Origin of the sequence: Butyrivibrio sp. (assembly GCF_015056685.1) — a bacterium.
Taxonomy (GTDB): Bacteria; Bacillota; Clostridia; order Lachnospirales; family Lachnospiraceae; genus Butyrivibrio.
In genome coordinates this window covers 1-24921 of the sequence record NZ_SVFW01000054.1, presented here as the reverse complement: position 1 = coordinate 24921, position 24921 = coordinate 1, and the positions used below count along the sequence as shown (strand labels likewise).

Annotated in this window: 26 protein-coding genes; 24 read left to right on the top strand and 2 right to left on the bottom strand. The window is 39.0% G+C overall.

Going from position 1 to position 24921, the window contains the following annotated elements; all coding sequences use genetic code 11:
* Nucleotides 1-117: 117 nt before the first annotated feature.
* From E7303_RS15490 to E7303_RS15465, 5 genes are all read left to right on the top strand, one after another.
* A complete protein-coding gene (locus E7303_RS15490) occupies nucleotides 118-924 on the top strand; it encodes a protein-ADP-ribose hydrolase (protein ID WP_292146317.1) in 807 nt (268 codons plus the stop codon).
* Nucleotides 905-1894, top strand: coding sequence for an SIR2 family NAD-dependent protein deacylase (locus E7303_RS15485; protein ID WP_292146323.1), 990 nt, complete (start codon nucleotides 905-907; stop codon nucleotides 1892-1894). The genes E7303_RS15490 and E7303_RS15485 overlap by 20 nt, the downstream gene beginning before the upstream one ends.
* Nucleotides 1860-2087, top strand: coding sequence for a hypothetical protein (locus E7303_RS15480; RefSeq protein WP_292146315.1), 228 nt, complete (start codon nucleotides 1860-1862; stop codon nucleotides 2085-2087). Before E7303_RS15485 ends, E7303_RS15480 begins: the two co-directional genes overlap by 35 nt.
* 956 nt (nucleotides 2088-3043) lie before the next feature.
* Nucleotides 3044-3808, top strand: coding sequence for a hypothetical protein (locus E7303_RS15470; RefSeq protein ID WP_292146314.1), 765 nt, complete (start codon nucleotides 3044-3046; stop codon nucleotides 3806-3808).
* A 21-nt stretch (nucleotides 3809-3829) separates the two neighbouring features.
* On the top strand, nucleotides 3830-4660 hold the full coding sequence (locus tag E7303_RS15465; RefSeq protein WP_292146311.1) for a GIY-YIG nuclease family protein: 831 nt from the start codon (nucleotides 3830-3832) through the stop codon (nucleotides 4658-4660).
* Between the two features lie 291 nt (nucleotides 4661-4951).
* On the opposite strand, the gene E7303_RS15460 is transcribed toward E7303_RS15465, so the two are convergent.
* On the bottom strand, nucleotides 4952-5266 hold the full coding sequence (locus E7303_RS15460) for a helix-turn-helix domain-containing protein (protein WP_292146310.1): 315 nt from the start codon (nucleotides 5264-5266) through the stop codon (nucleotides 4952-4954).
* Between the two features lie 151 nt (nucleotides 5267-5417).
* Between E7303_RS15460 and E7303_RS15455 the strand changes: the two genes are divergently transcribed.
* From E7303_RS15455 to E7303_RS15445, 3 genes are all read left to right on the top strand, one after another.
* Nucleotides 5418-6077: a hypothetical protein gene (locus E7303_RS15455; RefSeq protein ID WP_292146308.1), complete on the top strand. Its 660-nt coding sequence runs from the start codon at nucleotides 5418-5420 to the stop codon at nucleotides 6075-6077.
* Between the two features lie 142 nt (nucleotides 6078-6219).
* Complete coding sequence (locus E7303_RS15450) at nucleotides 6220-6570, top strand: type II toxin-antitoxin system RelE/ParE family toxin (RefSeq protein WP_090021394.1); 351 nt, start codon at nucleotides 6220-6222, stop codon at nucleotides 6568-6570.
* Nucleotides 6563-6850, top strand: coding sequence for a helix-turn-helix domain-containing protein (locus tag E7303_RS15445; RefSeq protein ID WP_176756041.1), 288 nt, complete (start codon nucleotides 6563-6565; stop codon nucleotides 6848-6850). Before E7303_RS15450 ends, E7303_RS15445 begins: the two co-directional genes overlap by 8 nt.
* 569 nt (nucleotides 6851-7419) lie before the next feature.
* On the opposite strand, the gene E7303_RS15440 is transcribed toward E7303_RS15445, so the two are convergent.
* The gene (locus E7303_RS15440) at nucleotides 7420-7734 is read right to left on the bottom strand and encodes a helix-turn-helix domain-containing protein (protein WP_292146304.1); all 315 of its coding nucleotides are present in this window, start codon (nucleotides 7732-7734) and stop codon (nucleotides 7420-7422) included.
* Nucleotides 7735-7854: 120 nt separating this feature from the next.
* On the opposite strand from E7303_RS15440, the gene E7303_RS15435 reads away from it, so the two are divergent.
* From E7303_RS15435 to E7303_RS15360, 16 genes are all read left to right on the top strand, one after another.
* Complete coding sequence (locus tag E7303_RS15435) at nucleotides 7855-8586, top strand: hypothetical protein (protein WP_292146303.1); 732 nt, start codon at nucleotides 7855-7857, stop codon at nucleotides 8584-8586.
* 145 nt (nucleotides 8587-8731) lie between these two features.
* Nucleotides 8732-8854, top strand: coding sequence for a hypothetical protein (locus E7303_RS15430; protein WP_292146302.1), 123 nt, complete (start codon nucleotides 8732-8734; stop codon nucleotides 8852-8854).
* A 751-nt stretch (nucleotides 8855-9605) separates the two neighbouring features.
* A complete protein-coding gene (locus E7303_RS15425) occupies nucleotides 9606-10673 on the top strand; it encodes a Fic family protein (protein ID WP_292146320.1) in 1068 nt (355 codons plus the stop codon).
* A gap of 148 nt (nucleotides 10674-10821) precedes the next feature.
* Nucleotides 10822-13815, top strand: a complete 2994-nt coding sequence (locus E7303_RS15420) for an AMP-binding protein (protein WP_292146301.1) — start codon at nucleotides 10822-10824, stop codon at nucleotides 13813-13815.
* Nucleotides 13816-13818: 3 nt separating this feature from the next.
* A complete protein-coding gene (locus E7303_RS15415; protein ID WP_074890431.1) occupies nucleotides 13819-15153 on the top strand; it encodes an MATE family efflux transporter in 1335 nt (444 codons plus the stop codon).
* 571 nt (nucleotides 15154-15724) lie between these two features.
* Nucleotides 15725-16222, top strand: coding sequence for a site-specific integrase (locus tag E7303_RS15410; RefSeq protein ID WP_292146300.1), 498 nt, complete (start codon nucleotides 15725-15727; stop codon nucleotides 16220-16222).
* Between the two features lie 420 nt (nucleotides 16223-16642).
* Nucleotides 16643-17665 carry a DUF5688 family protein gene (locus E7303_RS15405; protein ID WP_292146299.1) on the top strand — a complete coding sequence of 341 codons (1023 nt, stop codon included), beginning with the start codon at nucleotides 16643-16645 and terminating at the stop codon, nucleotides 17663-17665.
* A complete protein-coding gene (locus tag E7303_RS15400; protein ID WP_292146298.1) occupies nucleotides 17665-17877 on the top strand; it encodes a hypothetical protein in 213 nt (70 codons plus the stop codon). Before E7303_RS15405 ends, E7303_RS15400 begins: the two co-directional genes overlap by 1 nt.
* Before the next feature lie 5 nt (nucleotides 17878-17882).
* The gene (locus E7303_RS15395) at nucleotides 17883-18830 is read left to right on the top strand and encodes a DUF6017 domain-containing protein (RefSeq protein ID WP_292146297.1); all 948 of its coding nucleotides are present in this window, start codon (nucleotides 17883-17885) and stop codon (nucleotides 18828-18830) included.
* 17 nt (nucleotides 18831-18847) lie between these two features.
* Nucleotides 18848-19669, top strand: a complete 822-nt coding sequence (locus E7303_RS15390; protein WP_292146296.1) for a ParA family protein — start codon at nucleotides 18848-18850, stop codon at nucleotides 19667-19669.
* Nucleotides 19629-20570: a ParB/RepB/Spo0J family partition protein gene (locus tag E7303_RS15385; protein ID WP_292146295.1), complete on the top strand. Its 942-nt coding sequence runs from the start codon at nucleotides 19629-19631 to the stop codon at nucleotides 20568-20570. The genes E7303_RS15390 and E7303_RS15385 overlap by 41 nt, the downstream gene beginning before the upstream one ends.
* A 58-nt stretch (nucleotides 20571-20628) precedes the next feature.
* On the top strand, nucleotides 20629-21105 hold the full coding sequence (locus tag E7303_RS15380) for a PcfB family protein (RefSeq protein ID WP_292146294.1): 477 nt from the start codon (nucleotides 20629-20631) through the stop codon (nucleotides 21103-21105).
* A complete protein-coding gene (locus E7303_RS15375) occupies nucleotides 21102-22847 on the top strand; it encodes a VirD4-like conjugal transfer protein, CD1115 family (protein ID WP_292146292.1) in 1746 nt (581 codons plus the stop codon). Before E7303_RS15380 ends, E7303_RS15375 begins: the two co-directional genes overlap by 4 nt.
* Before the next feature lie 76 nt (nucleotides 22848-22923).
* Entirely contained in the window at nucleotides 22924-23934 is a 1011-nt protein-coding gene (locus E7303_RS15370; RefSeq protein WP_292146291.1) for a DUF3644 domain-containing protein, read from the top strand.
* A 465-nt stretch (nucleotides 23935-24399) separates the two neighbouring features.
* Nucleotides 24400-24612 (top strand): Maff2 family mobile element protein, encoded by a 213-nt coding sequence (locus E7303_RS15365; RefSeq protein WP_026494149.1) that lies wholly within the window; start codon nucleotides 24400-24402, stop codon nucleotides 24610-24612.
* Nucleotides 24613-24727: 115 nt separating this feature from the next.
* Nucleotides 24728-24921, top strand: a 194-nt coding sequence (locus E7303_RS15360; RefSeq protein WP_292146290.1) for a VirB6/TrbL-like conjugal transfer protein, CD1112 family, incomplete at its 3' end; no start/stop codon positions are given.

The following is a 24921-nucleotide window of genomic DNA, read 5'->3' as shown; positions in this document are numbered from 1 at the left end:
AAAAAATACACTCTTAATGATTTAAGATCCGGAATGCAGGAACTGTTGGCAAAAGAAGCTTAACAATGAGACTCTGATGTGTTTACTTCAGAGTCTTTTTTTAGAAGGATGTGAAATATGTCAAAGAATACAACACAGGACGAACGTCTTGATTATCTCGTAGAAGCGTTTAAGGCAGATTCAGATGAATATAAGGAATTACAGACTCCAAATAGTACGGAAGATAAAAGACGAATCTTAAGGTCACTTATGAACATCCGTATGCCAAAAGAATTGTCCTCTGAAGTAATGAAAGTACAGGATGAATATCTGACAGAAAGAGCGGCTGAAAAGGGTGTGGTGAATCTATCAGACATCCCGGTTATCAGGGATGGACTTTCTATCTGGCAAGGAGATATCACAAGACTTTCGGTGGATGCTATTGTTAATGCGGCTAATTCGCAGATGCTCGGTTGTTTTGTCCCGATGCATACATGCATAGATAACTGTATCCATACTTTTGCAGGAGTGCAATTAAGAGCTGAGTGCAACAGGCAGATGAATGAACTTCGAATCAGATATGGAAGAGATTATGAGCAGCCGACCGCCGTTCCAATGCTCACTGAAGCGTATAATCTTCCGGCAAAGAAAGTTATTCATATAGTAGGACCAATTGTCCAATACAAACTTACTCCTGAATTGGAAAAGGATTTGGAGAACTGCTATAGAAACACTTTGGATATGTGTGCTGAAAATGGCCTGAAGAGCGTTGCTTTTTGCTGTATTTCGACAGGGGTATTTCATTTTCCTAACAAAAAAGCAGCTGAGATTGCCGTTAAGACTGTGTCAGAATGGCTTCGTGAAAATCCTGGTAAGGTAGAAAGAGTGATATTCAATGTTTTCAAAGATGAAGATAAGACCATTTATGAAAAACTTATATGGTGATATGCCTAACGGTTATCAGGAAACTATAAAGAAAGGAATGAATGCTGTGAGATATTTTAGTGGAAGCATGTCCTATGGGAAGGGAAGCAAAGAAGAGCAGATAAGCCGACTGAAAAAAGAGATTAATGAAGCAGATGCAATTATTATTGGTGCAGGGGCAGGTTTATCCACATCTGCAGGATTTACATACAGCGGAGAGCGCTTTCAGAAGTACTTTTTTGATTTTGAAGAGCAGTATGGCTTTCATGACATGTATTCCGGTGGATTTTATGTGATGCGGTTAGACCCTGAAACTTCATGGGCCTACTGGGCTAGAAATATTTATATCAACCGCTATATGGAAGCACCAAAGCCTGTATATGAAATGTTGCTGGAGTTGGTTAAAGAAAAAGATTATTTTGTGATCACAACTAATGTTGATCATCAGTTTCAAAGGTCTGGCTTTGATAAGAAAAGACTGTTCTATACCCAGGGAGATTACGGACTGTTTCAAAGCGTTGATCCGAGGGTCAGGAAAACCTATGACAATGAAGATTGGGTTATGAAAGCTATGGAAGCCCAAGGTTTTATTCTGGATGAAACTGGCGTTTTTCAACTTCCAGAGGATGGAAAAATCAGTATGAGGATACCAACTGAACTGATTCCAAAGTGTCCTGGTGACGGCTCTGATATGACTATGAATTTGAGAGCTGATGATTCTTTTGTCGAAGATGAAGGATGGCATAGGGCATCTGCAGCATATTCTGATTTTATTCGTAGACATGAGAATCTTCATGTTCTTTATCTTGAATTGGGAGTAGGAGCTAATACGCCCGTAATAATAAAGTATCCGTTCTGGCAGATGACGCTGGCAAATGAAAAAGCGGTATATGCCTGCTTAAATTATGGTGAATCATTCTGCCCAGAGGAAATTGCAGATAGAAGTATATGTATTGATGGTGATATTGCAACCATATTACAAGAGTCTTGACCGAAAAAACGTCAAGGTTGTCAGAGTTAAAGGTCAGGTTGAACTTAAGAGCCCATATCCAGGCGGAAGAAATATCAAGCTTGATATTGATGCTGTAGATGGAAAATATGAATGGACTTTGGATCAAGCTCTTACAGCTAGTGGTATACAAGGCAAAGAGCATGCAATCATAGCAAAGCAGCTTCAGAAGTAACAGGTGAATATTTTTATTTGCACTTAAAGCAGTAGATCAATAAATGGTTTGCTGCTTTTTATGTATTACAGAGCCAGTATTGGTCTATTATTATGCCCATTGATATCACAAGAAATGCGCATGAGCCGAAACTATTATTCTATTTTCAAGAAGTTTTATGAGAAGTTTTCTTCTTACGACGATGTTTTCTTCCTTGAACTCATCCTCCATACGAACTATAGGACCTGTATGAAGACAGTGGTTCGGATATTCGAGGTATAATAATTCTTGTTCAAGTGAAGCCAAACAAGCGGTGATGTCTGATGATTGATCATGAAAAACCATCGTAACAATATAGAATGGAGATTTTTTATTGAACTTCCCCAAATCTCATGATTCATCAATAAAAATGCTTATTTCTTTCATACAGTCTCCATAGCAAAAAAATGGTGTGGGACACCCACACCGTATCGTTGGACCCGGGTCTTACGACCAGCCCCAATAGTATTATGTACTACCTTGTACATGTATATTAACGTGTTTCGCCGATAAAAACAATGGATTTAACATATATTTAAGTATTTTGAATATTACATAGAGCAGTTGACGATTTGGAGCAGAGTATAATTTTTCTTATATCATGGGGACACCATGTACAGATACTTGGAAATTGTAAAAACAATCCCCAGAAGGCACTGTTCTATGTGAAGAAAATATTGGAAAACAATTGGTCAAGGGATACAGATGAGTTTTTATAGTATGCAAATCAATGTATCGAACAGGGGTGGTCTAGCAATGTATTGCGGCACCAGATTGAAAGTGGTCTTTATAAAAGACAAGTTTTAGTTTAAAAGACAACGAACTTTAGAACACAGTTAGCAAATCCACTTGGAGAGCTTGCCTTTGAAGGATTTTTCTTAAATGATATACTAAAGAAAGTGAAAATTGAGAAGTAGAGGGGATTTAGGTATCGCAGGATGGGTGAATTTTTTAAAAGCAATGATTATTTGAGGGCTATATATAAGCATAAGAACTTACCAGTATATGTGACTGATGAGTTTGATTTTTATAGATGTGTGGAATTCAATGAGAGTTTTTATGGTAAATCTGTTTATGAACTTCATGCAGGAAATCTAAGGGAATGCAGGGGGCGGTATTCGAAGCTTTTTCCTGATCAACGTATTTCTTATTGGGCAGATTCTCCCAATACTTCTCGAGCAGAAATAAAAAAGCATGGTGCAAGCAACAATATTATTACTTTTTGGGCTTATGATGATGCTACCAGTACTATTCCTATTACTGATAATGATGAGCCGTTAATTATTGTAGATGGTAGAAAATGTGGAGTACAGGAATTAATAGACAAGATAGATGATGGTAGAGTGCTTACACTAAGTGAGGAGAATATGATGAAACGTATATTGGAGCAGAAGCCAGATTGCTTGGTTTATGATTCAAGAGCGCACAAGGGTGGAGAAAACTATATTTTTCTTGAAAAAGGTTTTAAGAAATTAGCAGTAAGACAATTAAGACTTCGTCTTGGGAATAAAAGTGCCAAGAATACTCAAACCATTGTTTGTGCAGATACTAGTGATTATATGCCGTATATTGAAAAGTATGGATATTGTTTTGAACCTATAGCTCGCGTGGGGTTAAGAAAAGAATTCTTAGAATCAGAACAATATAAGTATTATTTAGAGAATTATGATATTTCAGCCGATAAGTTGCGTTCGGCGTTTTGAGATTAGGAAGGTAGTATTATCATGTATGGAAAATCAATTGAATTATTTCTCGTGAATGGAACCGCAGAAAGCTTAATAACTGCAGAATTGTCTAATTGGAACGGCAAGGCAATTAAGATTCCGCGCACCGAAGTAGCTGAATGTGAGCGAGATGACATCAAGGGAGTAGGAGTTTACTTTCTGTTCTGCAAAGAAGAAGATGGAGGAGACTCTGTTTATATTGGCGAAGCAGAGAATGTTCTTGATAGACTGAAACAGCATTTGAGAGATTATCAGTCCGATAAAGAAGATTATTATTGGAATACTGCTGTAGCTTTTGTGGGAAGTGCTCTTAATAAGGCTCTTATACGTTATCTTGAAAATCGCCTAGTGAAGATTGCCCGTGAATGCGGTCGTTATATAGTTCTTACAAAGAATACCTATAGTAAAACAGTGCTGAAAGAATCTCAAATTGCTTCTATGGAAGAGTTTACAGATAATATAAAGATTCTTATAGCAACGCTGGGCTACAATGTACTTACCGCAATTCCACAAGCAGCAGATGATACTAAGTATCTTTTCTGTAAGGGCTCTGGGGCAGAGGCAAAGGGATTTATAAGTGCTGGTGGAATTACAGTTCTTAAAGGCTCCAGGGTATCTGACGGTACAGTACCATCATTTGAGACTAGGGGTAAATCATATTACAGGTTACGACAGCAATTGGAGAATGATGGGACGATAGTTGATAGGATATTTCAACGTGATTACGAATTTAATGCTCCATCAGCAGCCTCAGCGGTTGTAATGGGGCATACATCCAATGGCAATGTTGATTGGAAGGATGAAAATGGGATTAAATTAAAGGATTTATGAAATGATATATACACTGAATAATGATGTTCTGTACATGGTAAAAGATATCTTTATCTTAAATCTAAATGAATGTATCTGAATAAAAAAATAGCATCCCTAGGCTTCGGTGAAACGTCGTCACCTTTGCTGTAGATGCTATTTTTTCACGTAACAACTATTCCTGCCACTCGTGAAGCATAAGCCACGTAAAGTGAAATGGTTGTTTTTCTTATCTGCTTATATATACGAATGAAGATGATGTTGTGGCAAAATTAATTTTCTAATGGACCACAAACCCTGTCCCAATGTCCATTATTTCTTCCATAATTTAATAGTTTTTAGAAGCTTTTCTTTTTCCTCATTATTGAGCTTTTTTATTTCAGCCATTAGCGCGTTGTCGATGGATGATGCTATGTAGTCCGGTTCTAAATTTCCAACAAGTTCATCAAGTGTGATTCCCATAAGTTTGGCATAGTAGATAAGAAGTCTAAGTGACATAGCAGTTCTGCCATTTTCGACGTTACTGATGTATCCAGGTGTGACATCTAATTCGGTTGCTACCTGATTTTGAGTCATTCCGAGATTGATTCGGTAACGCTTTATCTGTTCTCCGTAGTTATCATTCATAATACACCTCGTTTATTAATGATATATATAATTATACTATTAGTATTGACTGAAGGACAGTATCTGATTAGTATAGTATATATATTATAAGTATATTTTTTTTGGGGGGGGTCGAAAGAAGAGAAAGTTTTACTTGATAGAGGTAATTAGTGTGAGCAGAAAAGGTGAAGCAAAAAGAAGAAAAACTAAAATCCTTAGAAACAAGAAATTGATAAAAAGGTATCCCTGGATAGCGCTGGTTGATTGGTATGGGAATAAGGTTAATGACTACAGTTATACAATGTATGACGATGTTCCTATTGGCTGGAAACGTGCATTTGGAAAAATAATGCTAGAGGAATACAGAGAAGTTCTGATTCGAAATCATTATTTGAAAGAATTTCAGTGGGTGCAGGTAAAGGAAAAGTATGGAACACTAAGGTTATACTCAAACGGTGCACCTATGGAAGTGCTAGACCTGGAATCAAAATATGACTATATTTCTGGTTTTTTCTGTATCTCATGTGGACGTATGAATGCACCATTGTTGAATGACCGCTGGTGTGAACCGTTATGTGAGGATTGCTATAACAAAAGGATCGTTAAGCAAAGAAAATATTATGAAAAGAATTGTAAGGGGACATTTACATACACTCCGTACAAAGAACTAAAAAAGGTAAGTCAGAAAATTGAGATGATAGTGACATATAAATGCTTTTCTCCTGCTCGAGGGAAGTATGAGGAGAAACGGGATTATTCACAAACAATAAAGAAGATTATTGCTAGACAACAAATTTTGAAACAACCGACTATTTCGAGGATGGAAAAATGAGTAAAGTTTAAAGTTAGATGGCATGATACTCAGAAAGAGGAAATTCTTAAGGGAACTATTCAAGAGATAGATCGATATTCCGGTGGGTATGCTGAGATTGACAATATGTTGAATACGACATATTATTATAGGAGAGAACGAAATGTTTGAAGTTGAATTTTATGATACTAGTGAAGGTCAGTGTCCTGTTCAGGAGTTTTTGGATTCGTTAGAGCCAAAGATAAAGGCGAAGACTTTAAGGACAATTGATTTGTTGGAAACAAATGGTCCAAAGCTTCGTGAACCGTATTCAGGTTCGATGGGAGATGGAATATTTGAACTTCGGACAAAGCAAGGATCAAATATTACAAGGGTTTTCTATTTCTTCTTCGTGGGGCAAAAGGCTATATTAACAAATGGGTTTGTCAAGAAAACACAAAAGACTCCTAAGGCAGACTTGGATTTAGCGCAAAAATATAAATCTGATTATGAACGGAGGTATTGTCATGAGTAGTTATAAAGATTATAAAAAGAAAGCTCTGCAAAATCCGGAAGTGAAAGCGGAATATGATGTATTGCAACCGGAGTATGATATAATTCAAGCGATGATTGATGCGCGCAACAGTCAACATATTACGCAGAAAGAACTTGCTGAAAAAACAGGCATTACTCAAGCTGATATTAGTAGGATTGAAAATGGAACACGAAATCCCAGCCTTGCTATGATGAAAAGGATAGCAGAAGGATTAGGGATGCAGTTGAAATTAGAGTTTGTACCAACCGTTTCAAAATGAGCCCTAATACTTGAAGAAAGTGTCACTTAGTCTTAAGTACTTTGATTAACACAAAACAAACCCGTCCGGGGATGTCAATGACAGAGAAGATTATCTCAAACGAGGTAGCTGCTTTTTTGCGCTCATTTTGAGCCTGAAACTATTTACTTTCAGAAGGTAGGCGTTGAACTACGAAGAATTCAAAGACAAGGTAGTAGAAGATGTAAGAAGAGAGTTAAAGACAAGAACCGGATAAACATCATTTAAGAACCCATATTATTTATGACTCCGTCCACTAGGTCATTCCAATGTCATTTAGATAAGAAAATGCAGTAAATGCGAAATAGGCACGCTACATTCTTCAGATTATATAGTAGCGTGGACATCTACGTGACACCGCTTTATTTTTAGCCCGATTGGCTCGGAGGCGGAGTTTTACTGGTGTAGAAACTATAATTTGGGCATCATCACGCGGGTAAACCTAGGGCTACTAATTTCAGTGGAAAATATTACATAAGAATCTAAAAACTCTCAACACTGTTGAGAGTAAAGAGCGGTTGTTCTTAAACAGAATGACGGCTCTTTTTCTATTATATTTGCCATATTTTGATAGTTTCAAGAAGCTTTTCTTTTTGCATGTTATCTAGTTTTTTTATTTCAGTCCAGAGAGCGTTGTCGATAGCCGATTTTTTATAGCTTGGCTCTATATTTCCTACAAGCTCGTCTAAGGTTATTCCCATGAGCTTGGAATAATAAATAAGAAGCCTAAGGGACATGGCAGTACGCCATTTTTCAACATTGCTTATATAGCCGGGGGTAACATCTAGCTCTTTTGCTACCTGATTTTGTGTCATGCCAAGATTTACGCGATAGTTCTTTATTTGTTCGCCATAGTTTTCGTTCATAATTTTGTCCTTATTTAGTAATAATATAGTAATTATACTATTGATATTGACAATAGTGGAAGTATTTGATTAGTATAATATATATTCTAATAATATATTTTTTGAAAGCGGGGGAATGTAATGAGCGGAAAAGCTATAAGAGAGTATTTTGATGATTATATCAAATATTATCCAGAGAGATGGCGGTGGTCATTGAAGAACTCTGATGAACAGAGCGAAAGATATCTGCAGACTAGGGCTAGGAGAAGTGCGGGCTTTTATGGTCAGGATAAAGATTTAAAACCAGATTTTTATTCAATAGAACGAGATGCTGCTCAATTTGAATTAAGGCATGTTGAATGGACTGATTTTTTTGGACTTACTTGGGAAGGCCAAAAGGGGATTCTAGCTAGAGCAGGAGCTCCAAATTATCAGGGTAATCTGTATTACTACGATAATGATGAGAGCTATGATGACGAGAACTATTGTGTATCATATGAGTATGATGCGTATGATGATCAACCTCCAGCAAATCTCTATACAAAAGTACGATGGGATGGAATCCATCATTGGATTGATACTGCCAATGCATGTGATATCGAGTATAAATATGTAGTCAACAATCATTTGTTTAAGGATACGCATATTGAGCTGAGATATGAAGATGGTGAAGAATTAAGAGTTTATGAGGATTATGAGCCGCTGATCGAGGGTTTATTAAAACAAGGAAAAAATGATTTAGTAGAAAAAGTTTTCAGATCAATGAATGAGCATTTTTTGAGATTAAGGGATTCAAGTAGAGAAGAGGAACGAGCTTTTTATCCTGGGAAGACCGCTGAGGAAATGTTTTTGGGAAATAGCAATAAAGAGTAATTGTGGGCTGAAAATCAACAATGAGATGTTTGAAATGTTGAAAAAATAGCTCATTTATGTTATTATAATGTTGATCTGAGCGAGAGCTCTTTGGATCACCGCAGACGGGAAGAATTTCCCGTCATTTTTTTTGGAGTTAACCACGATGAGAGAACTTAGCATTTTTATAGATGAGTCAGGTGATTTTGGAGAAACAAGGGATGTAAGAGATTACTATTTAGTGACTTTTGTTTTTCATGATCAAAGGAGAGCTTGGTTCGATTCTTAATGCTATATTCTCTATTCAGTTATCAAATGTTGAATTTAGAAAAGCTGAACCACAGAAATATCGTCTCCTTCAGGCTGCAGATTTTCTGTGTACTATCGATCTCCTTCAGATTAAAAGGGATGAAAAAAGATTGAGTAAAGGAGAACAACAATTCTTTTATAAACCGAATGAACTAAAAAAGACGTTTATTAAGGGCATAAGCAAAAAGAGGATATAAAATATTTAATGAGGTTGTCCAAAATGGACAACCTTTATTATTGAACTGAAATGTGATATTATGTCATGGGTTTCTGTGCCGTGGTACTAGTTGCGGCGCTCGACCTGTAATTCATGTTGAAACATACTGAAAAAACAAGCTTTTTTAAAGGAGAAATATACAAATATGAAACTAGGAATCGAGACGCCCCTCGATTGTCACGTTTCGTCACATATCGTTACATAACCAGTTATTTAGCGCATCTCCGAAATTGCCTATTTCACGTAATTTAACATAAAATCACATAGATTTACACCAATTGGTGTAAGACAGGCGTTTTTGGGGCGTAGAAACTAAAAATTCGGCATCATCACGCGGGTAGTCCTAGGACTACTAATTTCACCAACTTTTTTACATAAAGAGCAGTTGTTCTTAAACAAGAATGACGGCTCTTTATCTTTTAAAGAAAACAGCTTTGATATTGTAATTACTCGTTGCTACGAATACACTATAATTATTGAATCATTTGTTTCGAGGGGAGCAGTTGTGAAAGATATAGAAAAAGATCCGTTTGAACAATATATAAAGAATCTTCCACCGTCCAGGAGAGAACTTGGGCAGGCATGGTCTGCGGCTATCGGATTGCAGGATGTTGATGGGATTAAGCCATCAGAATATCTGTATGATACAGCTAAAAAGAGCATAGAAGGAGCGATTTCTGTTGATGAAGCCGGAGAGCTTATTAACAGTTATTATGATTCAAAAGAAGGAAGAAAAGAAACAGGGGCAAGAACAGAAGAAGCTGACAAGGTTTCCGCAAGAATTGCCAAGCTTCTTTCAGAGAAGGCTTTTACATTCTCGCCAGCACAGTATGTGGCCATCCATAGAGAACTATTTTGGGGAATATATGATCATGCCGGGAAAATGAGAGATTACAATATAACCAAGAAAGAATGGGTCCTGAACGGAGACACTGTTTCTTATGGTGGGGCATTAGCCTTGAAAGAGACTCTTGATTACGATATCTCCCAGGAAAGAGATTTTAGATACAATGGGCTAACCATGGATGAGACTATTCATCATCTTGCTTTATTTGTATCCAGACTGTGGCAGATACATGTTTTCGGAGAAGGAAATACCCGAACCACGGCCGTATTTTTTATCAAATATCTGAGAATGCTTGGCTTTGACGCTGAGAATTCATTATTTGCCGAGAATTCATGGTATTTTAGGAATGCCTTGGTTCGTGCAAATTACAATGATATTAAAAATGGAATTTACGAGACCACAGAGTATCTCGAAAAGTTTCTGAGAAATCTTTTACTTGATGAGAAACATGAACTCCATAATAGAGAGATGCATATCAGTGGCAAGTTTTTACAGGGTCACGATGACCCGATAAATGACCCGATAAATGACCCGATAAAATTGGAAAGAAGGGAGCAGCAAATTATAGATTTGCTTCGTCAGAGATCTGATATGACAAGAAAAGAGATGGGAGACAAACTTGGCTGCTCTGAAGCTACTGTTAAAAGAGAACTACAAAAGCTGATTGAAAAGGGCGTAGTAAAGAGAGTGGGCTCAAATAAAAAAGGTGAATGGATTTTAGTAAATTTTAAATAACGAATTTAGATTATCAGAGAAGCGACTAAGTAGGGAAAATCCCCCTATTTTGCACGATTTTAATGGTTATTTAATAAATACGAAAAATTGTAAATGATATAATTAGATGTTGTATTGTTTCGTAGTATTTCGATATGAGGGGTAAAACATGAGTACAATAATTGATAGATTGCAGGAGTTTACTGAAAAGAAACCTAACGCTGCGATTCTTTTTGATGATGTCTATTCAAAGGGTTTGACCTATGCCATGTTTGATGACATGACAGGTCGTGTATATGCCTGGATGAAGAAGAAGGGACTGGGAAAAGAGGATTTTGTATTGATAAACCTCCCCAGAGGTGTTCAACCTGTAATAGCCATGGTGGGTGTATGGAAGGCAGGCGCAGCATGGGCGCTTGTTGAAGATACCTATGCCCCTGAAAGAATCGAGTATATTAAAAAGGACTGCGGCTGTAAGGCAGAGATAAATGGCAGCAACTGGGAAGAGATTATGACAGAAAATCCGATTCCCGGCCACGTTGATCCTGATTCCCATGATATTGCATATGCTATTTACACCTCAGGTACAACAGGAAATCCTAAGGGCGTTATTCATGAGTATGGTAATCTGCAGAGAGCAATTGATTCAATTAAAGTTGATGGCAAAGCTTCTTTCAATGAAAATGACAGGCTTGCAACTCTTGCGCCTATGAACTTTGTTGCCACGGTCATAGTTATTCTGGCCTGCCTGAACGTATTCTGCGGCAAAAACTATATCGTTTCTTATGCTGTAATTAAAAATCCTACGGCTCTCGCAAAGTTTTTCCTGACAAAGCGTATAACAATAACCTTCCTTACACCGTCCTATGCAAGGAAGCTTGGTGGACAGACAGGACCTTTCCTTCGAATGCTGTTTGTAGGAAGTGAGCCTGCCAATAACCTTTATCTTAAAAATCTTGATGTTATCAATATCTACGCAGCAAGTGAAAGTGGCTATGCGGTAGGTTTTTTCCCTATCGACAAGTCATATGAAACATGCCCCATCGGTCAGCCTATGGTAGATACCAAGATTGTTCTCCTTGACGAAGATGGCAATGAGGTTGCTGAGGGAGAAACCGGTGAGCTTTGCTTTGAAGATCCTTATGTTCGAGGATATATCAATTTGCCCGAAGAGACTGAAAAGCACTTTGTAAATGGTTTCTATCACTCAGGCGATCTGGCAAGAAAAGATGAAAACGGTAACCTTATTCTGCTTGGCAGAAGCGGCGACATGATCAAGATTAACGGCAACAGAATCGAGCCTGCGGAAATAGAAGCGGCCATCAAGCAGGTGCTTGGCATCGACTGGGTAGCTGCCCGCGGATTTGATTTGAATGACAAGAGCTTCCTGTGCGCATACTATACAGCAGATATTCAGGTAGATACAGAGAGTCTCAGACAGGAGCTTATGAAGCGTCTGCCTTATTACATGATTCCTGCATATTACATGAAGATTGATTCTGTACCCATGAAGGCAAACGGCAAGATGGACAGAAATGGTCTGCCTGCTCCGGATATCAGCGACTTCATGAGTGATTATGTTGAGCCTAATAATGAAGTTGAGAAGAATCTCTGTGAAAAGATGGCACAGGTACTTAAGCTATCCCGTGTGGGCATAAATGACGACTTTTACGAGATGGGTGGAGATTCCCTGACATCTATCGAGCTTATTACAGCATGTGAGGAAGTCCTTCCGGGACTGAATGCGGGCATGGTATTCAGAGGAAGAACTCCTGAGAAAATTGCTAAGCTCTATGAGGATCAGTTTAACAATGAAGAGGGTAACCCCGATGAGCTTAATGCACTTTCCATGGAAAGCCCGCATCTTCTTACAGCTGAGCAGCTGTACATGATCGACTATCAGCTCTATACTCCGGATTCTACCATGTATAATCTGTTCTCTCTTATGAAGCTTGATAAGGAGATGATAGAAGCAGAAAAGCTCTGTGAAGTCATGGAGACTGCGATCAAGGCTCATCCTGCTCTTCTTACTACATTTGACTACAACGAAGATGGTGATTTTATTCAGAGATATACGCCTGATATTTTCCAGCCTATTCCAGTGGAGAAGCTTTCCGAGTTTGAGTTTAAGTATGTCAGGGATTCCTTGGTTTATCCCTTCAAGCTTATAGGCGGTAAAATGTACAGAGCCCGTATCTTTGAGACAGAGAAAGCGCTGTATTCTTTCTTCGATGTTCACCATTCACTTTTTGATGGAACAAGTCTTAAAGTTTTCCTTGAAGGTGTAGGAAAAGCATTTATGGAAATGCCCATAGATCCTGATTACTATTACCTGATGCTCAAACGCAGAGAGGATGCTGTTAATAATCCGTTCTATGAGGAGGCAAGGAAATATTTTGAGGATAAATATGACAATGTGGAATGGTCATGTTATCCCAATATTGATCAGAACAGCCGTGAAAATGAAATGGGCGAACTGATGGCTTCTTTGGAAATTGAGCAGCCTCAGATGAGCGCCGTTGAGAGAGAGTACAAGATCAGCAGAAATGAGTTCTTCATAACTGTTGCGGCTCTTGCAATTTCAATTTACAACAACGCTCCGAATGTTAAGCTTAGCTGGATATATAACGGACGTGAGGATATGCAGAATATGACCACAGTTGGTCTGTTGTTCAGAGATCTGCCTATAGGTATCCGCTTCAATGACGACGAAACTCTGCGTAATGTTTTTGCTGATGTCCACGAGCAGGTTCAAAAGGGAATAGAATACAGCTGCTATCCTTATGTAGATCTTCATAATCAGGTAGCTAACGGTGAATCTGCATATTTGCTGTATCAGCAGGATATCCGTGATATGAGTGGAATGGACGGATTTAATATCGAGACAGTTGACGTGCGACAGAACCAGGCTGCATCTCAGACCATTCTTGATATGGAGATTCTGGATGGCTCAGATGGTCTTCAGCTTATGATAGACTATGCAGCAAGCCGCTATGAAGATGAGAGTATTGAAAAATTTGAGCAGATTTACATTAAACTGGCTCAGACCATGGTGACCCATAATTCTCAGCAGGATATCACTATCCGTGAGATTAAGGCTAAGATTAAGAACGAGAAGAATATCTTCGATATCGTAAAGGGTATCTTCAGTAGAAAGGTATAATTTATGGATCAGGAACAGGAACTCTCTCAGGACTTTACTTTATGGTCTTTTCTGAAATTTATTGCGCCCAGTATTTTTGTATTTGTGTTTATAGCTGTTTATCAGACGGTTGATGGTCTTTTCATTAAGATGTTTATCGGAGAGCTGGCTATATCAGCCATCAATCTGTATTATCCTATTATTTCGCTAGTTATTGCAGCCGGAGTCATGATCGGCACCGGTGGCAATGCCATGATAGTTAAGAAGGTAGGAGAGGGTAAACGAAAAGAGGCAGGCGAGACCTTTTCAAGAGTAATGGTCTTTACAATTCTTATAGGTGTTATTTTTACAGTAATAAGTCTTGTTTTTGCTGACCCGATCATGAGGCTCTGCGGAGCAACAGAAGGAACTATTGAATATCTTCGCCCGTATTACATAGGGCTTAGCACTTTTTCAATTGCAATTATCATGCAGACAGAGTTGGGCATTCTTATTATTGGCGAGGGTAAAACCGTTGTAGCAGCAGTTGTTATCATGGTAGGCGGAGTATTAAACTGCGTTCTTGACTATGTGTTCATGAAATGGTTTAACATGGGCATACATGGTGCTGCCATAGCTACGGTGATCGGTTACTGCATCACTATCGTATATGCTGTATGGTTTTATATTATTACCAAGCAGAGCTCATACAAGCTGGAGCTGGCAAAGCCTGACCTGAAAGAAATGGGAGAAATCTGCTTTAACGGTTCCTCCGATATGGTATCCAACCTGGCGCAGGGTGTCACAGTGCTTATTAGTAATCACCTGGCCTTTCGATGCTATGGTGAGATAGGAATCAGTGCTCTTACAATAATTACCTACCTGCAAACACTTATCATGATGGTGTTCATGGGTCTGACATCGGCAGTTGAACCTGTTTTTTCATTTCACTACGGAAGCGGAAATACTGAGATGAGAAAGAAGGTTTATAAACTCAGCATGACCTGGTGCATTCTGATCGGAGTGGCCTGCTGCGTATTGTTATTTGCTGTGAAAAATCCGGTGATATCGGTGTTCTTTGAACCCGGGACAGAGCTCTATGAGATTTGTCAGGCAGGATATTTACTTTCACTTCCCGGCTGCCTGTTTGTAGGAATAAATGTCTTTGGATCAGGTCTTTTTACCGCTTTTTCAAATGGCCTTGTATCCGGAATGCTTTCATTCGTAAGAACATTTCTCATTCTGGTAGCGTGTCTGTATGGACTGACAGCACTTCTTGGAGGAACAGGCTTGTGGATAGCGTGGCCTGCTTCAGAGGTTATAAGCCTTATTGTTACTATGCTTACGCTAAAGCGTTTCAGAGCAAGGTATGAGTACTGATTGGATATGGCTTTAGATTTTAGGTAAGTAGGAAAATTAGATAAATGCTGGCTGTTATCCCCGTAATCAACACGAATATAGTTGATTGCGGGGATTTTTGTTAGGTATAAAGATTTTTAATGGTGCCTTGGAGCATGCTGGATGAAGATGATGACATGATGATAATTACGAGGTGAGAAAAATTATGAATTACAGATTAGGAAGACTTGAAGATGTAGAAGAAATCAGTAAGATGGTGGATTCAGCCAAAGGTGCTGATGCCCTCTCAGGGGATTGAACAGTGGGATGAGATATATCCTGCAAAGGAAGATTTTGAGGACGATATTGAGAAAAAGACGTTAATAGTAAGCAGACAAAATATCTTTTTCTTTGTCAGAACCAGAGATTAGCTATTTGCACGTTTTATCCTGGGCTTGATACATTTCGATAATAGGATTTATGTGAAATAGAATAGAATCAGCATATCTGCTTATTAAATCATATTCAAACAAATTAAAACCTTACATTCTTTTGGTGGGCTTTTGAAAATCAATATATTACTCGCACACCAGTTACAAAGAATGGTGTTAAGATGCCGATACAGGTAAAAAAAGAAATAGATTTCTTTACTATTGATGAGCAAAGAGCATTTATAAGTGTTGCAAAGGACTATGCAAATTATCCGCAGTTTAGACTGATTCTGGAGACGGGGATGAGAACGTCTGAACTGATTGGGCTTCAGTGGAAAAATGTCGATTTTGAAAAGAAAGAGATACATATTAGAAGGACACTTGAATACCGTTATAGCTTGAAAAAATGGACATGGGGGCCGCCAAAAACAAATCATGGAATCCGCACAATTAAGATGACTGAAAAGGCGGGAATAAAAGTTCTCTCAATGCATGATTTGAGGCATACATTTGCTACGAGATTTTGTGAGATGAGCAAAGATTATAAGAGGCTTTCTAAAATCCTTGGACATAGCAGTATTAAGGTCACTGTTGATACTTATGTGCATGAAAGTGAGGAGACAATTGTTGAAGTAACAGAAAAGTTTTCTTCTTATATGAAATGCTTGAATTTTGATTGATTTACGATAAGATATATTAGGACACGAAAAGAATAGTAGAAAAGTTGCAATAATAGTTGCAAAACGAATGTTGGCAACTTTGAAATACTGATATTTAGAGGAAAGAAGGAAATTTATATGAAACTAGGAATCGAAAGACTTCTCCTTAATCACGTATAATTACATAAGGTCACGCGAGCCGTTATTTCGCGATTGTTTGGAAACTTAAATTACACGTTTCGCTACATAAATTCACATTAGAAAATGGCAGTTGGTGTAGGCCTGGTGTAGCGCTGGTGTAGATACTGTTAACCGGACATCATCACGCAGGATATTTGAATATGGATTTTACATAAAGGGCAGTTGTTCTTAAAGAGAATGACTGCTCTTTTTCTACGCCCAAAATCGGGCACAACCATTATTCAATTCATAGGAGGATACATGATGAATTACGAAGAGTTCAAGGAAAATCTTGCAAATGATGTAAAAGAGCAGTTGGAGAAAGACACCGGGAAAGAGTTTGAAGTGGAGGCCAGGAACGTCGAGAAGATGAATGATTCTTATGAGGCTCTTACAGTAAAGGAAACAGATGGCGAAATAGGTGTAAATCTCAACGTAGACAGCCTTTATGCGGCATATGAAGATGGCACTGCTTATGAAGATGTTGTGGACAAGGCCGCAACGATGGCAGGAGATGCTTTGAGCAACAGACCGGAGTTTGATGTCGAAGCCTTCAAAGATTATGAAAAGATGAAAGATAAGCTGGCAATCGAGGTTGTCTCTGCAGAAAGAAACCAGGGAATGCTTGAGACTGTACCACACAAGTCTGTTGAAGATATGGCCGTTGTGTACAGATTTGTGGTTGGAGGAACCCCGGAGGGAGTAGGTTCGATTCTTATAACAAATCAGATGCTTGATACCTATGGTATATCTGCAGATCAGCTTCATGAAGATGCATTAAAGAACGCTCCTGAGATCAGACCGCTGGTCATCAAGGGAATGGGCGAAGTTCTTGCTGCTCAGATGGGCGTTGAAGATCTTGAAATGCTTGGTCTAAATATTCCACCTGAACAGGAGCAGATGTTTGTAGCTTCTGTTGAAGGAAATGTCCATGGCGCAGGTGTTCTTGCATATCAGGACTTTATGAACCAGGCTGCAGACAGAGTGGGTGGTAGTTTCTTTGTTTTACCCAGCAGTATTCATGAGGTGTTGATCATTCCTGACAATGGAAAATTCGATACGGCAAGTCTTGAGAACATGGTAAAAGAGGTAAATGCCACAACAGTGGATCCTTTAGACCAGCTCACAGACAGTGTATATCACTATGATGCAGATGCAAAGGTGTTTGAGCTAGCGGAGAAGTATGAAGACAGAATGAAGGATAAGGAAGTTGATATCAAGAAAGGAACACTTGAGCATGCAGCGTCTAAGCCTCACAGAGATCGCGGAGGCGAAGCAATCTAATGGAAAAATACGCGGCTGATAAACCAAAGGACTGTAAAAAGTGCTTTTTTGGAACAAGCAAGGGCGTATGCACCAGGTATTCTGAGTGCTTTTACGTCATAAGAAGAAATAAGCAGACGCGTAAAAAGTGTGTGAAAGACTGCCCTTACGGAGCGCACTGGCCATGTATAGGCTGGTGCACCCGTAAGATTCTTGAGGAAATGAGGAATTAGTATAAATGGCTGAGTTTGATTATTTCTATGGTCAGGAAGCGGATCTGTTCAGTTTTATCAGAGTACCGAAGCTGTTGTTTACAGATGCAAGGTTTAAAGAGCTTACAAGTGATGCCAAGGTTCTTTATGGCCTGTTACTGGACAGGATGAGTCTGTCTGCAGAGAATAAATGGTTTGATGAAAGAGGCCGAGTATATATTATCTACACGATTGAGCAGATCAGCGACAGCATAGGATGCTCAAATGGAAAGGCTTGCAGGACACTTAAACAGCTTGTTGATATAGGACTTGTAGATAAGGATTTTAAAGGACAGGGGAAGGCAGCTCTTTTGTATGTGAAGAAGATCCTTTCTGATATGTCGCAACGTGAAAACAAGAATGTTCAAAATGGAAATCCTGGAATGCCTAAAATAGAAATCCAAGGATGTTCAAAACAGGAATCTAATAATACTGATATAAATAATACTGACTTTAGTAATACTGAAAATATAAATATCTTATCTAATCTTATCAAGGTATATCCGCCAGAACATATGACTTATTCTGATGATGCGATGAGAAGGGATGAGAAAAGAGATTTCTGTTGGTCTGACATACCTGAGCTTAAAAGAAAAGTCTGTGAGAATATTGATACATGCAGTTTGAAACAACGCTTTCCTTACAACGGTGAGCTAATAGACCAGATAACAAATCTGATTGTTGATGTCTTATCGGACGATGCCAGATATTTCATTGTTGGTGGAGTAAAGAAATCTCCAGAGCTTGTAAAAGATCAGTTCAGGCAGCTTGATTACAGCCATGTAGCATATGTTATAGATTCGCTAAAAAGCAACACAACCGATATTAAGAATGTCAGGCAGTATCTTATTGCAGCACTTTACAATGCGCCACTTACTATTGATGCCCATTATGAAAATATGGTTAGTCATGACCATGCAAGGGGATACTTTTGAAGAATGAGAGGAAGAGTATGAGCAGAGGAACAGTATATGCCCTGGTCAACCAGAAAGGTGGGACAGGGAAGACTCAGAGTACCGAGAATATAGGAATAGGCCTTGCTAAAGAAGGGAAAAGAGTCCTGCTGGTTGATCTTGACCCGCAGGGCTCTCTTACTATCAGCATGGGATATCCAAAGACTGATGATATATCCGTTACGGTGACGGATATAATGAGCAGTGTTCTTCAGGAACACCCAATAGAACGAGATAAAGGAATCATCCATCATTTTGAGGGAGTTGATCTTCTCCCGGCAAACATATCACTTGCAGGGCTTGAGGTTTCGCTAGTGAATGCTATGGGCAGGGAGAGGATCCTGAAAGAATATATAGACTGTGTGAAAAAAGATTATGACGCTGTTTTGATTGATTGTATGCCATCACTTGGAATGCTTACGGTCAATGCACTTACAGCAGCTGACAGACTGATTATTCCGGTTCAGAGTCAGTACCTGTCAGCAAAAGGACTGGAACAGCTTCTCCAAACTGTCAGCAGGGTAAAAAGGCAGATGAATCCAGGACTTAAAATTGATGGGATATTGCTGACAATGGTAGACAGCAGGACAAATTATGCAAAAGAGATCAGTAGCCTTGTAAGAAATGTCTATGGAAAGAATATCAAGGTATATGATACAGAGATTCCTTTTTCTGTAAGAGCAGCCGAGATCAGTGCTGCAGGGAAAAGTATTTATGAGCATGATCCTAAAGGAAAGGTTGCAGAGGCATATAAGAAGCTGACAAAGGAGGTGCTGAAGAATGCAGAAATCTCGCGGAAACATTCAGCTTTCGAGTTATGATGACATTTTTGGCAGTTCAGAGGTTCAGAGTAAAGAAGATAGAAATGGAACCGAGCAGGTTCAGGATATTCTTTTATCGGAGCTTCATCCATTTAAAAACCATCCCTTTAAGATTCTGGATGATGAAGCGATGGATAAAACTGTTGAAAGTGTCAGGGAGTTTGGAGTCCTCACTCCGGCAATTGTGCGACCGAGAGATGAAGGCGGATATGAGATTGTGTCAGGCCACAGAAGATGTCATGCTTCGGAAATTGCTGGAAAAGAAACGCTTCCGTGCATCATAAGGAATTTGGATGATGATGCAGCCACAATATTGATGGTAGATGCCAACCTTCAGAGAGAGGAACTGCTTCCAAGTGAGAGAGCATGGGCCTTTAAAATGAAGCTTGATGCCATGAAGAGATTAGCAGGCAGACCATTAAAAGAAAATGCGTCCCAAATTGGGACACATTTAAGGTCTGATCAAATTTTGGCAGAAGAAACAGGCATTAGTCGCAATCAGATTCAGCGATATATTCGTCTTACAAATCTTCTTCCGGAAATATTGGATATGGTTGATAACAAGCAGATTGGATTCAATCCGGCAGTAGAACTGTCATATCTTGATGTAGATGAACAGAAGCGGCTGTTAGAAGCAATGGACTTCTCACAGACAACGCCGTCTTTATCCCAGGCTCAGCGTATCAAAAAAATGTCACAGGAAGAAGGCTTAACGCAGGAGGCAATGAATGTGATCATGTCAGAAGAGAAAAAGTCAGATGTGGACAGAGTAACAATAAAAAATGATATTCTCAGGAAGTATTTTCCGAAGTCATATACACCAAAACAGATGGAGGAAACAATCGTGAAACTGCTCGAACAGTGGCAGAAAAAGCGCGAAAGAGAACAAAATCTTAGTTGATCAGGCAGAGCAGTAGATACAAAAGTCTACTGCTTTTGTCATTGAAAGGGGGATTCTTATGCAGGAGGAGGTAGAACAGAAAACCATAAATCTGGCGGTTACCGTTACCAAGTTTTCATGGAGAGTAATTACAGGTGCAGTCAGATCCTTTATAAATTACAGAAGACACAAGCAGATGATGGGGCCAAAGCGCTATAGAGGAAAGCAGACTGTAAAACAGCTTCTCAGCCAGGACCAGGGAGCTACAAGTATGCTTGTGGGCGACGAAGGCATTAAAGATTTTCAGCGTATCGCAAAAAGATATGGCGTTGATTTCGCCATTACAAAAGATAAATCGGTAGATCCACCTAAGTACACAGTATTTTTTAAGGCAAAAGACATGGATGCCCTTGAAGCAGTAATGAACGAGTTTGAACAGGTAAAAGCATTCAAGAAAGACCGGCCAAGCGTGCTTCATCAGCTTGATATATACAAAGAAAAGGCAAAAGAGCAGATGGTCAAAGCAAAAATCAAGGTAAAGGAGATGGTCAGATGACACGTAAACAAAAACGAATTATCTTGTTGAATCTTCCTTATGTGATCATGGGGCTTGTGGGTACTAACTTAGGAGAGGCATGGAGATTGTCATCAGGAGCAAATGCTTCCGAGCGCATTGGTTCACTTATGAATACTCTTCCACAGGCTATGTCGAATGTGCTGCCAAGTCTATATCCTTTTGATATCCTGGTGGGAATAGCTGTAGGAGCAGGTATCAGATTGGCAGTTTACCTGAAAGGTAAAAATGCAAAGAAGTATCGGCCAGGAGCTGAATATGGAACTGCAAGATGGGGAAAGCCACAGGACATAGAACCATTTGTAAATCCCAAGTTCCAGGATAATGTTATTCTGACCCAGACAGAGCGTCTTACCATGGAAAGCAGACCAAAGAATCCTAAGTATGCCAGAAATAAAAATGTACTGGTTGTTGGTGGATCCGGATCAGGTAAAACGAGATTCTTTCTTTTGCCGAATCTTTTGCAGATGCATAGTTCTTATGTGATAACAGATCCCAAAGGGGACCTTATCCTTAAGACAGGAGCAACATTAAAAAAGCATGGTTATGATGTAAAAGTCTTTAATACCATCAATTTCAAAAAGAGCATGCATTATAACCCGCTGCGATATATCCATTCTGAGAAGGATATCCTGAAGCTTGTGAATGCTCTTATATCGAACACCAAAGGGGAGGGAAAATCAGGGGATGAATTTTGGACCAAAGCAGAAACTCTGTTGTATACTGCCTATATTGGCTATATTTATTATGTTGCTCCATATGAGGAGCAGAACTTCAACACTCTACTTGAGCTTATAAATGCCTCCGATGTCAGAGAAGATGACGAGGATTATATGAGCCCTGTGGACATGCTTTTCAGAGATCTTGAGAGAAAAGAGCCTAATCACTTTGCTGTAAGGCAATATAAAAAGTTCAAGATAGCTGCAGGCAAGACCATGAAATCAGTGCTTATAAGCTGTGGAGCTAGACTTGCGGCTTTTGATATTGAATCAATCCGAGAGATCACTGCTTATGATGAACTTGAGCTTGATGCTCTGGGAGACAAAAAGACAGCACTTTTTCTTATCATGAGTGATACAGACAACACTTTCAATTTCTTGATTGCGCTTATATACACGCAAATGTTTAATCTTCTCTGCGAAAAGGCTGATGATGTTTATGGAGGAAAACTCCCAGTTCATGTGCGCTGTCTTATTGATGAGACGGCCAATATCGGACAGATACCTAATCTGGAGAAGCTTGTTGCCACAATCCGAAGCCGTGAGATCAGCGCATGTCTTTTCTTGCAGGCCAGATCACAGCTTAAAGCTATCTATAAAGATAACGCAGACACTATTGTTGGAAATATGGATTCACAACTCTTTCTTGGTGGAACGGAGCAGTCTACGTTAAAGGAGTTGAACCAGATTTTGGGTAAGGAAACCATAGACATGTACAATACCGGTGAGAGTAAAGGCAATAACCCTTCATATTCCATGAATTATCAGAAGACAGGGAAGGATCTCATGACGATGGATGAACTTGCCGTTATGGATGGCGGAAAATGTATTCTGCAGCTACGCGGTGTGAGACCATTTATTTCTGACAAATATGATGTAACCCAGCATCCGCATTATAAGGAAACTGCAGAATATGATAAGAAGAATCTGTATGATATTGCAAAGAATTTGAATCCCAGGATGTCTTTGAGAGAAGAGGACATTTATGATGTGGTAGAAATATAAAAATATTGATTTATCTAATGTACCTTTTCTGTTAAAATGATAAGGCATATTTTAGCAGAAGAGGTATCTGTAAGCGATGACTACAAAAGATAGAATTCTTGAAAAAGCCCAAGAAGCATTTGTAATGGCAATAGAGATATATAACAAACCGACATTAAAATATAGATTGGAAGGATTTAGTTTTTTTATCTGTAATGCTTGGGAGCTTATGCTGAAGGCATATATTTCAGAAAAAGACGGAGAAGATGCAATCTACTATCATGACAAACCTAATAGAACTATTTCCTTGGAAAACTGCATTCAAAAGGTATTTACAAACGAGAAATCTCCATTAAGGAAAAATCTGGAAAAAGTTATTGAGCTACGAAATACAAGTACGCATTTTATTACAGAAGAATATGAAGCAGTATATATTCCATTGCTTCAGGCGTGTGTTTTTAACTTTGTAGAGAAAATGATGGATTTTCATGGAATTGATATGACGCAGGTTATACCTGAAAATTTCATCACTTTATCAGTAAGGCTTAGAGCATTGGATGAAACCGAAATAAGAGGAAAGTATTCGAAACAAATTGCCGAGAAGCTTATTGCAGTTCAAAATGATATTGATCCTATGGTTCAGGCGAATAATAGCTCTTTTGCTATAAAAGTAGAGCATTATCACTATTTGACCAAGAATAAGAGTGAAGCAACAGAAATCTATCATATTGATAATAGCGCTTCTAATGGAGTTCGGATAATAAAGGAACTGAAGGATCCTAATAATACACATAAGTATAATGCAAAAGCTTGTATTAAAGAGTTAAACAAAAGAATCACGAGAGATGGTATACATTTAAAATATCGAGGAAACGATGCGGTAATCAACAACTACCACTTTAGGAATTTCACAGCATATTTTGGGATTAAGGAGAACGAAAAAATGTGCTTTGTATATCAGATATCATCTCAGCCACAGTACAGTTATTCACAGCAAGCAATTGATTTTATCTATGATCAGATTAAGACTTCACCTGAGAAAATCTTAGATGATTTGCATGAGAAAATGGCAATAAAAAAGTCAACCCCAGGAGCAAAGGAATTCTAAGCATTACGCCTACTCCCATTCGGGAACCCAGCTTCAACCCTTCACAAGTTGACTATAATTAGTATAACACATTAGTTAAAGGTGTCAATTTAATCAGGTAAAGTAAAAAAAGTTACATAGACCAGCAGAGGCCGGAGACGTCCGGTACTTACTGGTCTATTTTTATGTCCAAAATCAGGTGCACATGAAGAAGGGGCATAACGAAACTATCAATCATTTTTTTAATCAGAGAAAGGAGAGTAGTCCGAAAACTTTAGAGGTTTCGGATGAAGGAAGGATTATGAAGTTTGGTTATTTGATGAAGGAGGTAGCATGAAGATGAGAGTTTTCGGGCGTGGAGCCCTGTCTGTATGTAGCAATATATGGCGAAGGATAAGATGTGTTTTATCCAGCGCTTACAAAAAGCTTCTAGGACACAATGAAGAAGATGCTAATACAGTAGACGATGGGGCTCCGGTGAACAGCATGGCATTCTTTAATTCAGCAGTCGGAGTTTTACAGACACTTGTAGTAGCACTTGGCGCCGGTCTTGGCGTATGGGGAGTCATCAACCTCATGGAGGGGTATGGCAATGACAACCCTGGAGCTAAGAGCCAGGGAATGAAGCAGCTGATGGCGGGAGGTGGAGTTGCCCTCATCGGAACACAGCTCATTCCTCTTCTTTCAGGTCTTTTTTGATCTGAAAAGATCTGCGCGACCTGCCGCGCGATAGCAAGTAGCAGGACTGAAAACTTCATATTGTCCGGGGCTGGCTTCACACCAGCCCCATTATTAAAGCAAAGGAGCAAGATTTATGGACAGAGTTATAGAAGAATTGACCTCCTGGCTTAAGTCTTTACTTGTTGATGGGGTTATGAGTGTTATAGAAGGCATGTTCCAGAGCGTTAATGACCAGGTCGGTGATATCACATCCCAGGTGGCAACAACACCATCTGCATTTCAGCCTGCTGTATTTAACATGATCAGGAACCTGTCAGAGACGGTGAT

Coding starts and splice junctions, on each gene's coding strand:
- E7303_RS15490 (WP_292146317.1), top strand. CDS start 118: ATGTCAAAGAATACAACACAGGACGAACGTCTTGATTATCTCGTAGAA.
- E7303_RS15485 (WP_292146323.1), top strand. CDS start 905: ATGAAAAACTTATATGGTGATATGCCTAACGGTTATCAGGAAACTATA.
- E7303_RS15480 (WP_292146315.1), top strand. CDS start 1,860: ATGGTGATATTGCAACCATATTACAAGAGTCTTGACCGAAAAAACGTC.
- E7303_RS15470 (WP_292146314.1), top strand. CDS start 3,044: ATGGGTGAATTTTTTAAAAGCAATGATTATTTGAGGGCTATATATAAG.
- E7303_RS15465 (WP_292146311.1), top strand. CDS start 3,830: ATGTATGGAAAATCAATTGAATTATTTCTCGTGAATGGAACCGCAGAA.
- E7303_RS15460 (WP_292146310.1), bottom strand. CDS start 5,266: ATGAATGATAACTACGGAGAACAGATAAAGCGTTACCGAATCAATCTC.
- E7303_RS15450 (WP_090021394.1), top strand. CDS start 6,220: ATGTTTGAAGTTGAATTTTATGATACTAGTGAAGGTCAGTGTCCTGTT.
- E7303_RS15445 (WP_176756041.1), top strand. CDS start 6,563: ATGAGTAGTTATAAAGATTATAAAAAGAAAGCTCTGCAAAATCCGGAA.
- E7303_RS15440 (WP_292146304.1), bottom strand. CDS start 7,734: ATGAACGAAAACTATGGCGAACAAATAAAGAACTATCGCGTAAATCTT.
- E7303_RS15435 (WP_292146303.1), top strand. CDS start 7,855: ATGAGCGGAAAAGCTATAAGAGAGTATTTTGATGATTATATCAAATAT.
- E7303_RS15430 (WP_292146302.1), top strand. CDS start 8,732: ATGAGAGAACTTAGCATTTTTATAGATGAGTCAGGTGATTTTGGAGAA.
- E7303_RS15420 (WP_292146301.1), top strand. CDS start 10,822: ATGAGTACAATAATTGATAGATTGCAGGAGTTTACTGAAAAGAAACCT.
- E7303_RS15415 (WP_074890431.1), top strand. CDS start 13,819: ATGGATCAGGAACAGGAACTCTCTCAGGACTTTACTTTATGGTCTTTT.
- E7303_RS15410 (WP_292146300.1), top strand. CDS start 15,725: ATGCCGATACAGGTAAAAAAAGAAATAGATTTCTTTACTATTGATGAG.
- E7303_RS15405 (WP_292146299.1), top strand. CDS start 16,643: ATGATGAATTACGAAGAGTTCAAGGAAAATCTTGCAAATGATGTAAAA.
- E7303_RS15400 (WP_292146298.1), top strand. CDS start 17,665: ATGGAAAAATACGCGGCTGATAAACCAAAGGACTGTAAAAAGTGCTTT.
- E7303_RS15395 (WP_292146297.1), top strand. CDS start 17,883: ATGGCTGAGTTTGATTATTTCTATGGTCAGGAAGCGGATCTGTTCAGT.
- E7303_RS15390 (WP_292146296.1), top strand. CDS start 18,848: ATGAGCAGAGGAACAGTATATGCCCTGGTCAACCAGAAAGGTGGGACA.
- E7303_RS15385 (WP_292146295.1), top strand. CDS start 19,629: ATGCAGAAATCTCGCGGAAACATTCAGCTTTCGAGTTATGATGACATT.
- E7303_RS15380 (WP_292146294.1), top strand. CDS start 20,629: ATGCAGGAGGAGGTAGAACAGAAAACCATAAATCTGGCGGTTACCGTT.
- E7303_RS15375 (WP_292146292.1), top strand. CDS start 21,102: ATGACACGTAAACAAAAACGAATTATCTTGTTGAATCTTCCTTATGTG.
- E7303_RS15370 (WP_292146291.1), top strand. CDS start 22,924: ATGACTACAAAAGATAGAATTCTTGAAAAAGCCCAAGAAGCATTTGTA.
- E7303_RS15365 (WP_026494149.1), top strand. CDS start 24,400: ATGGCATTCTTTAATTCAGCAGTCGGAGTTTTACAGACACTTGTAGTA.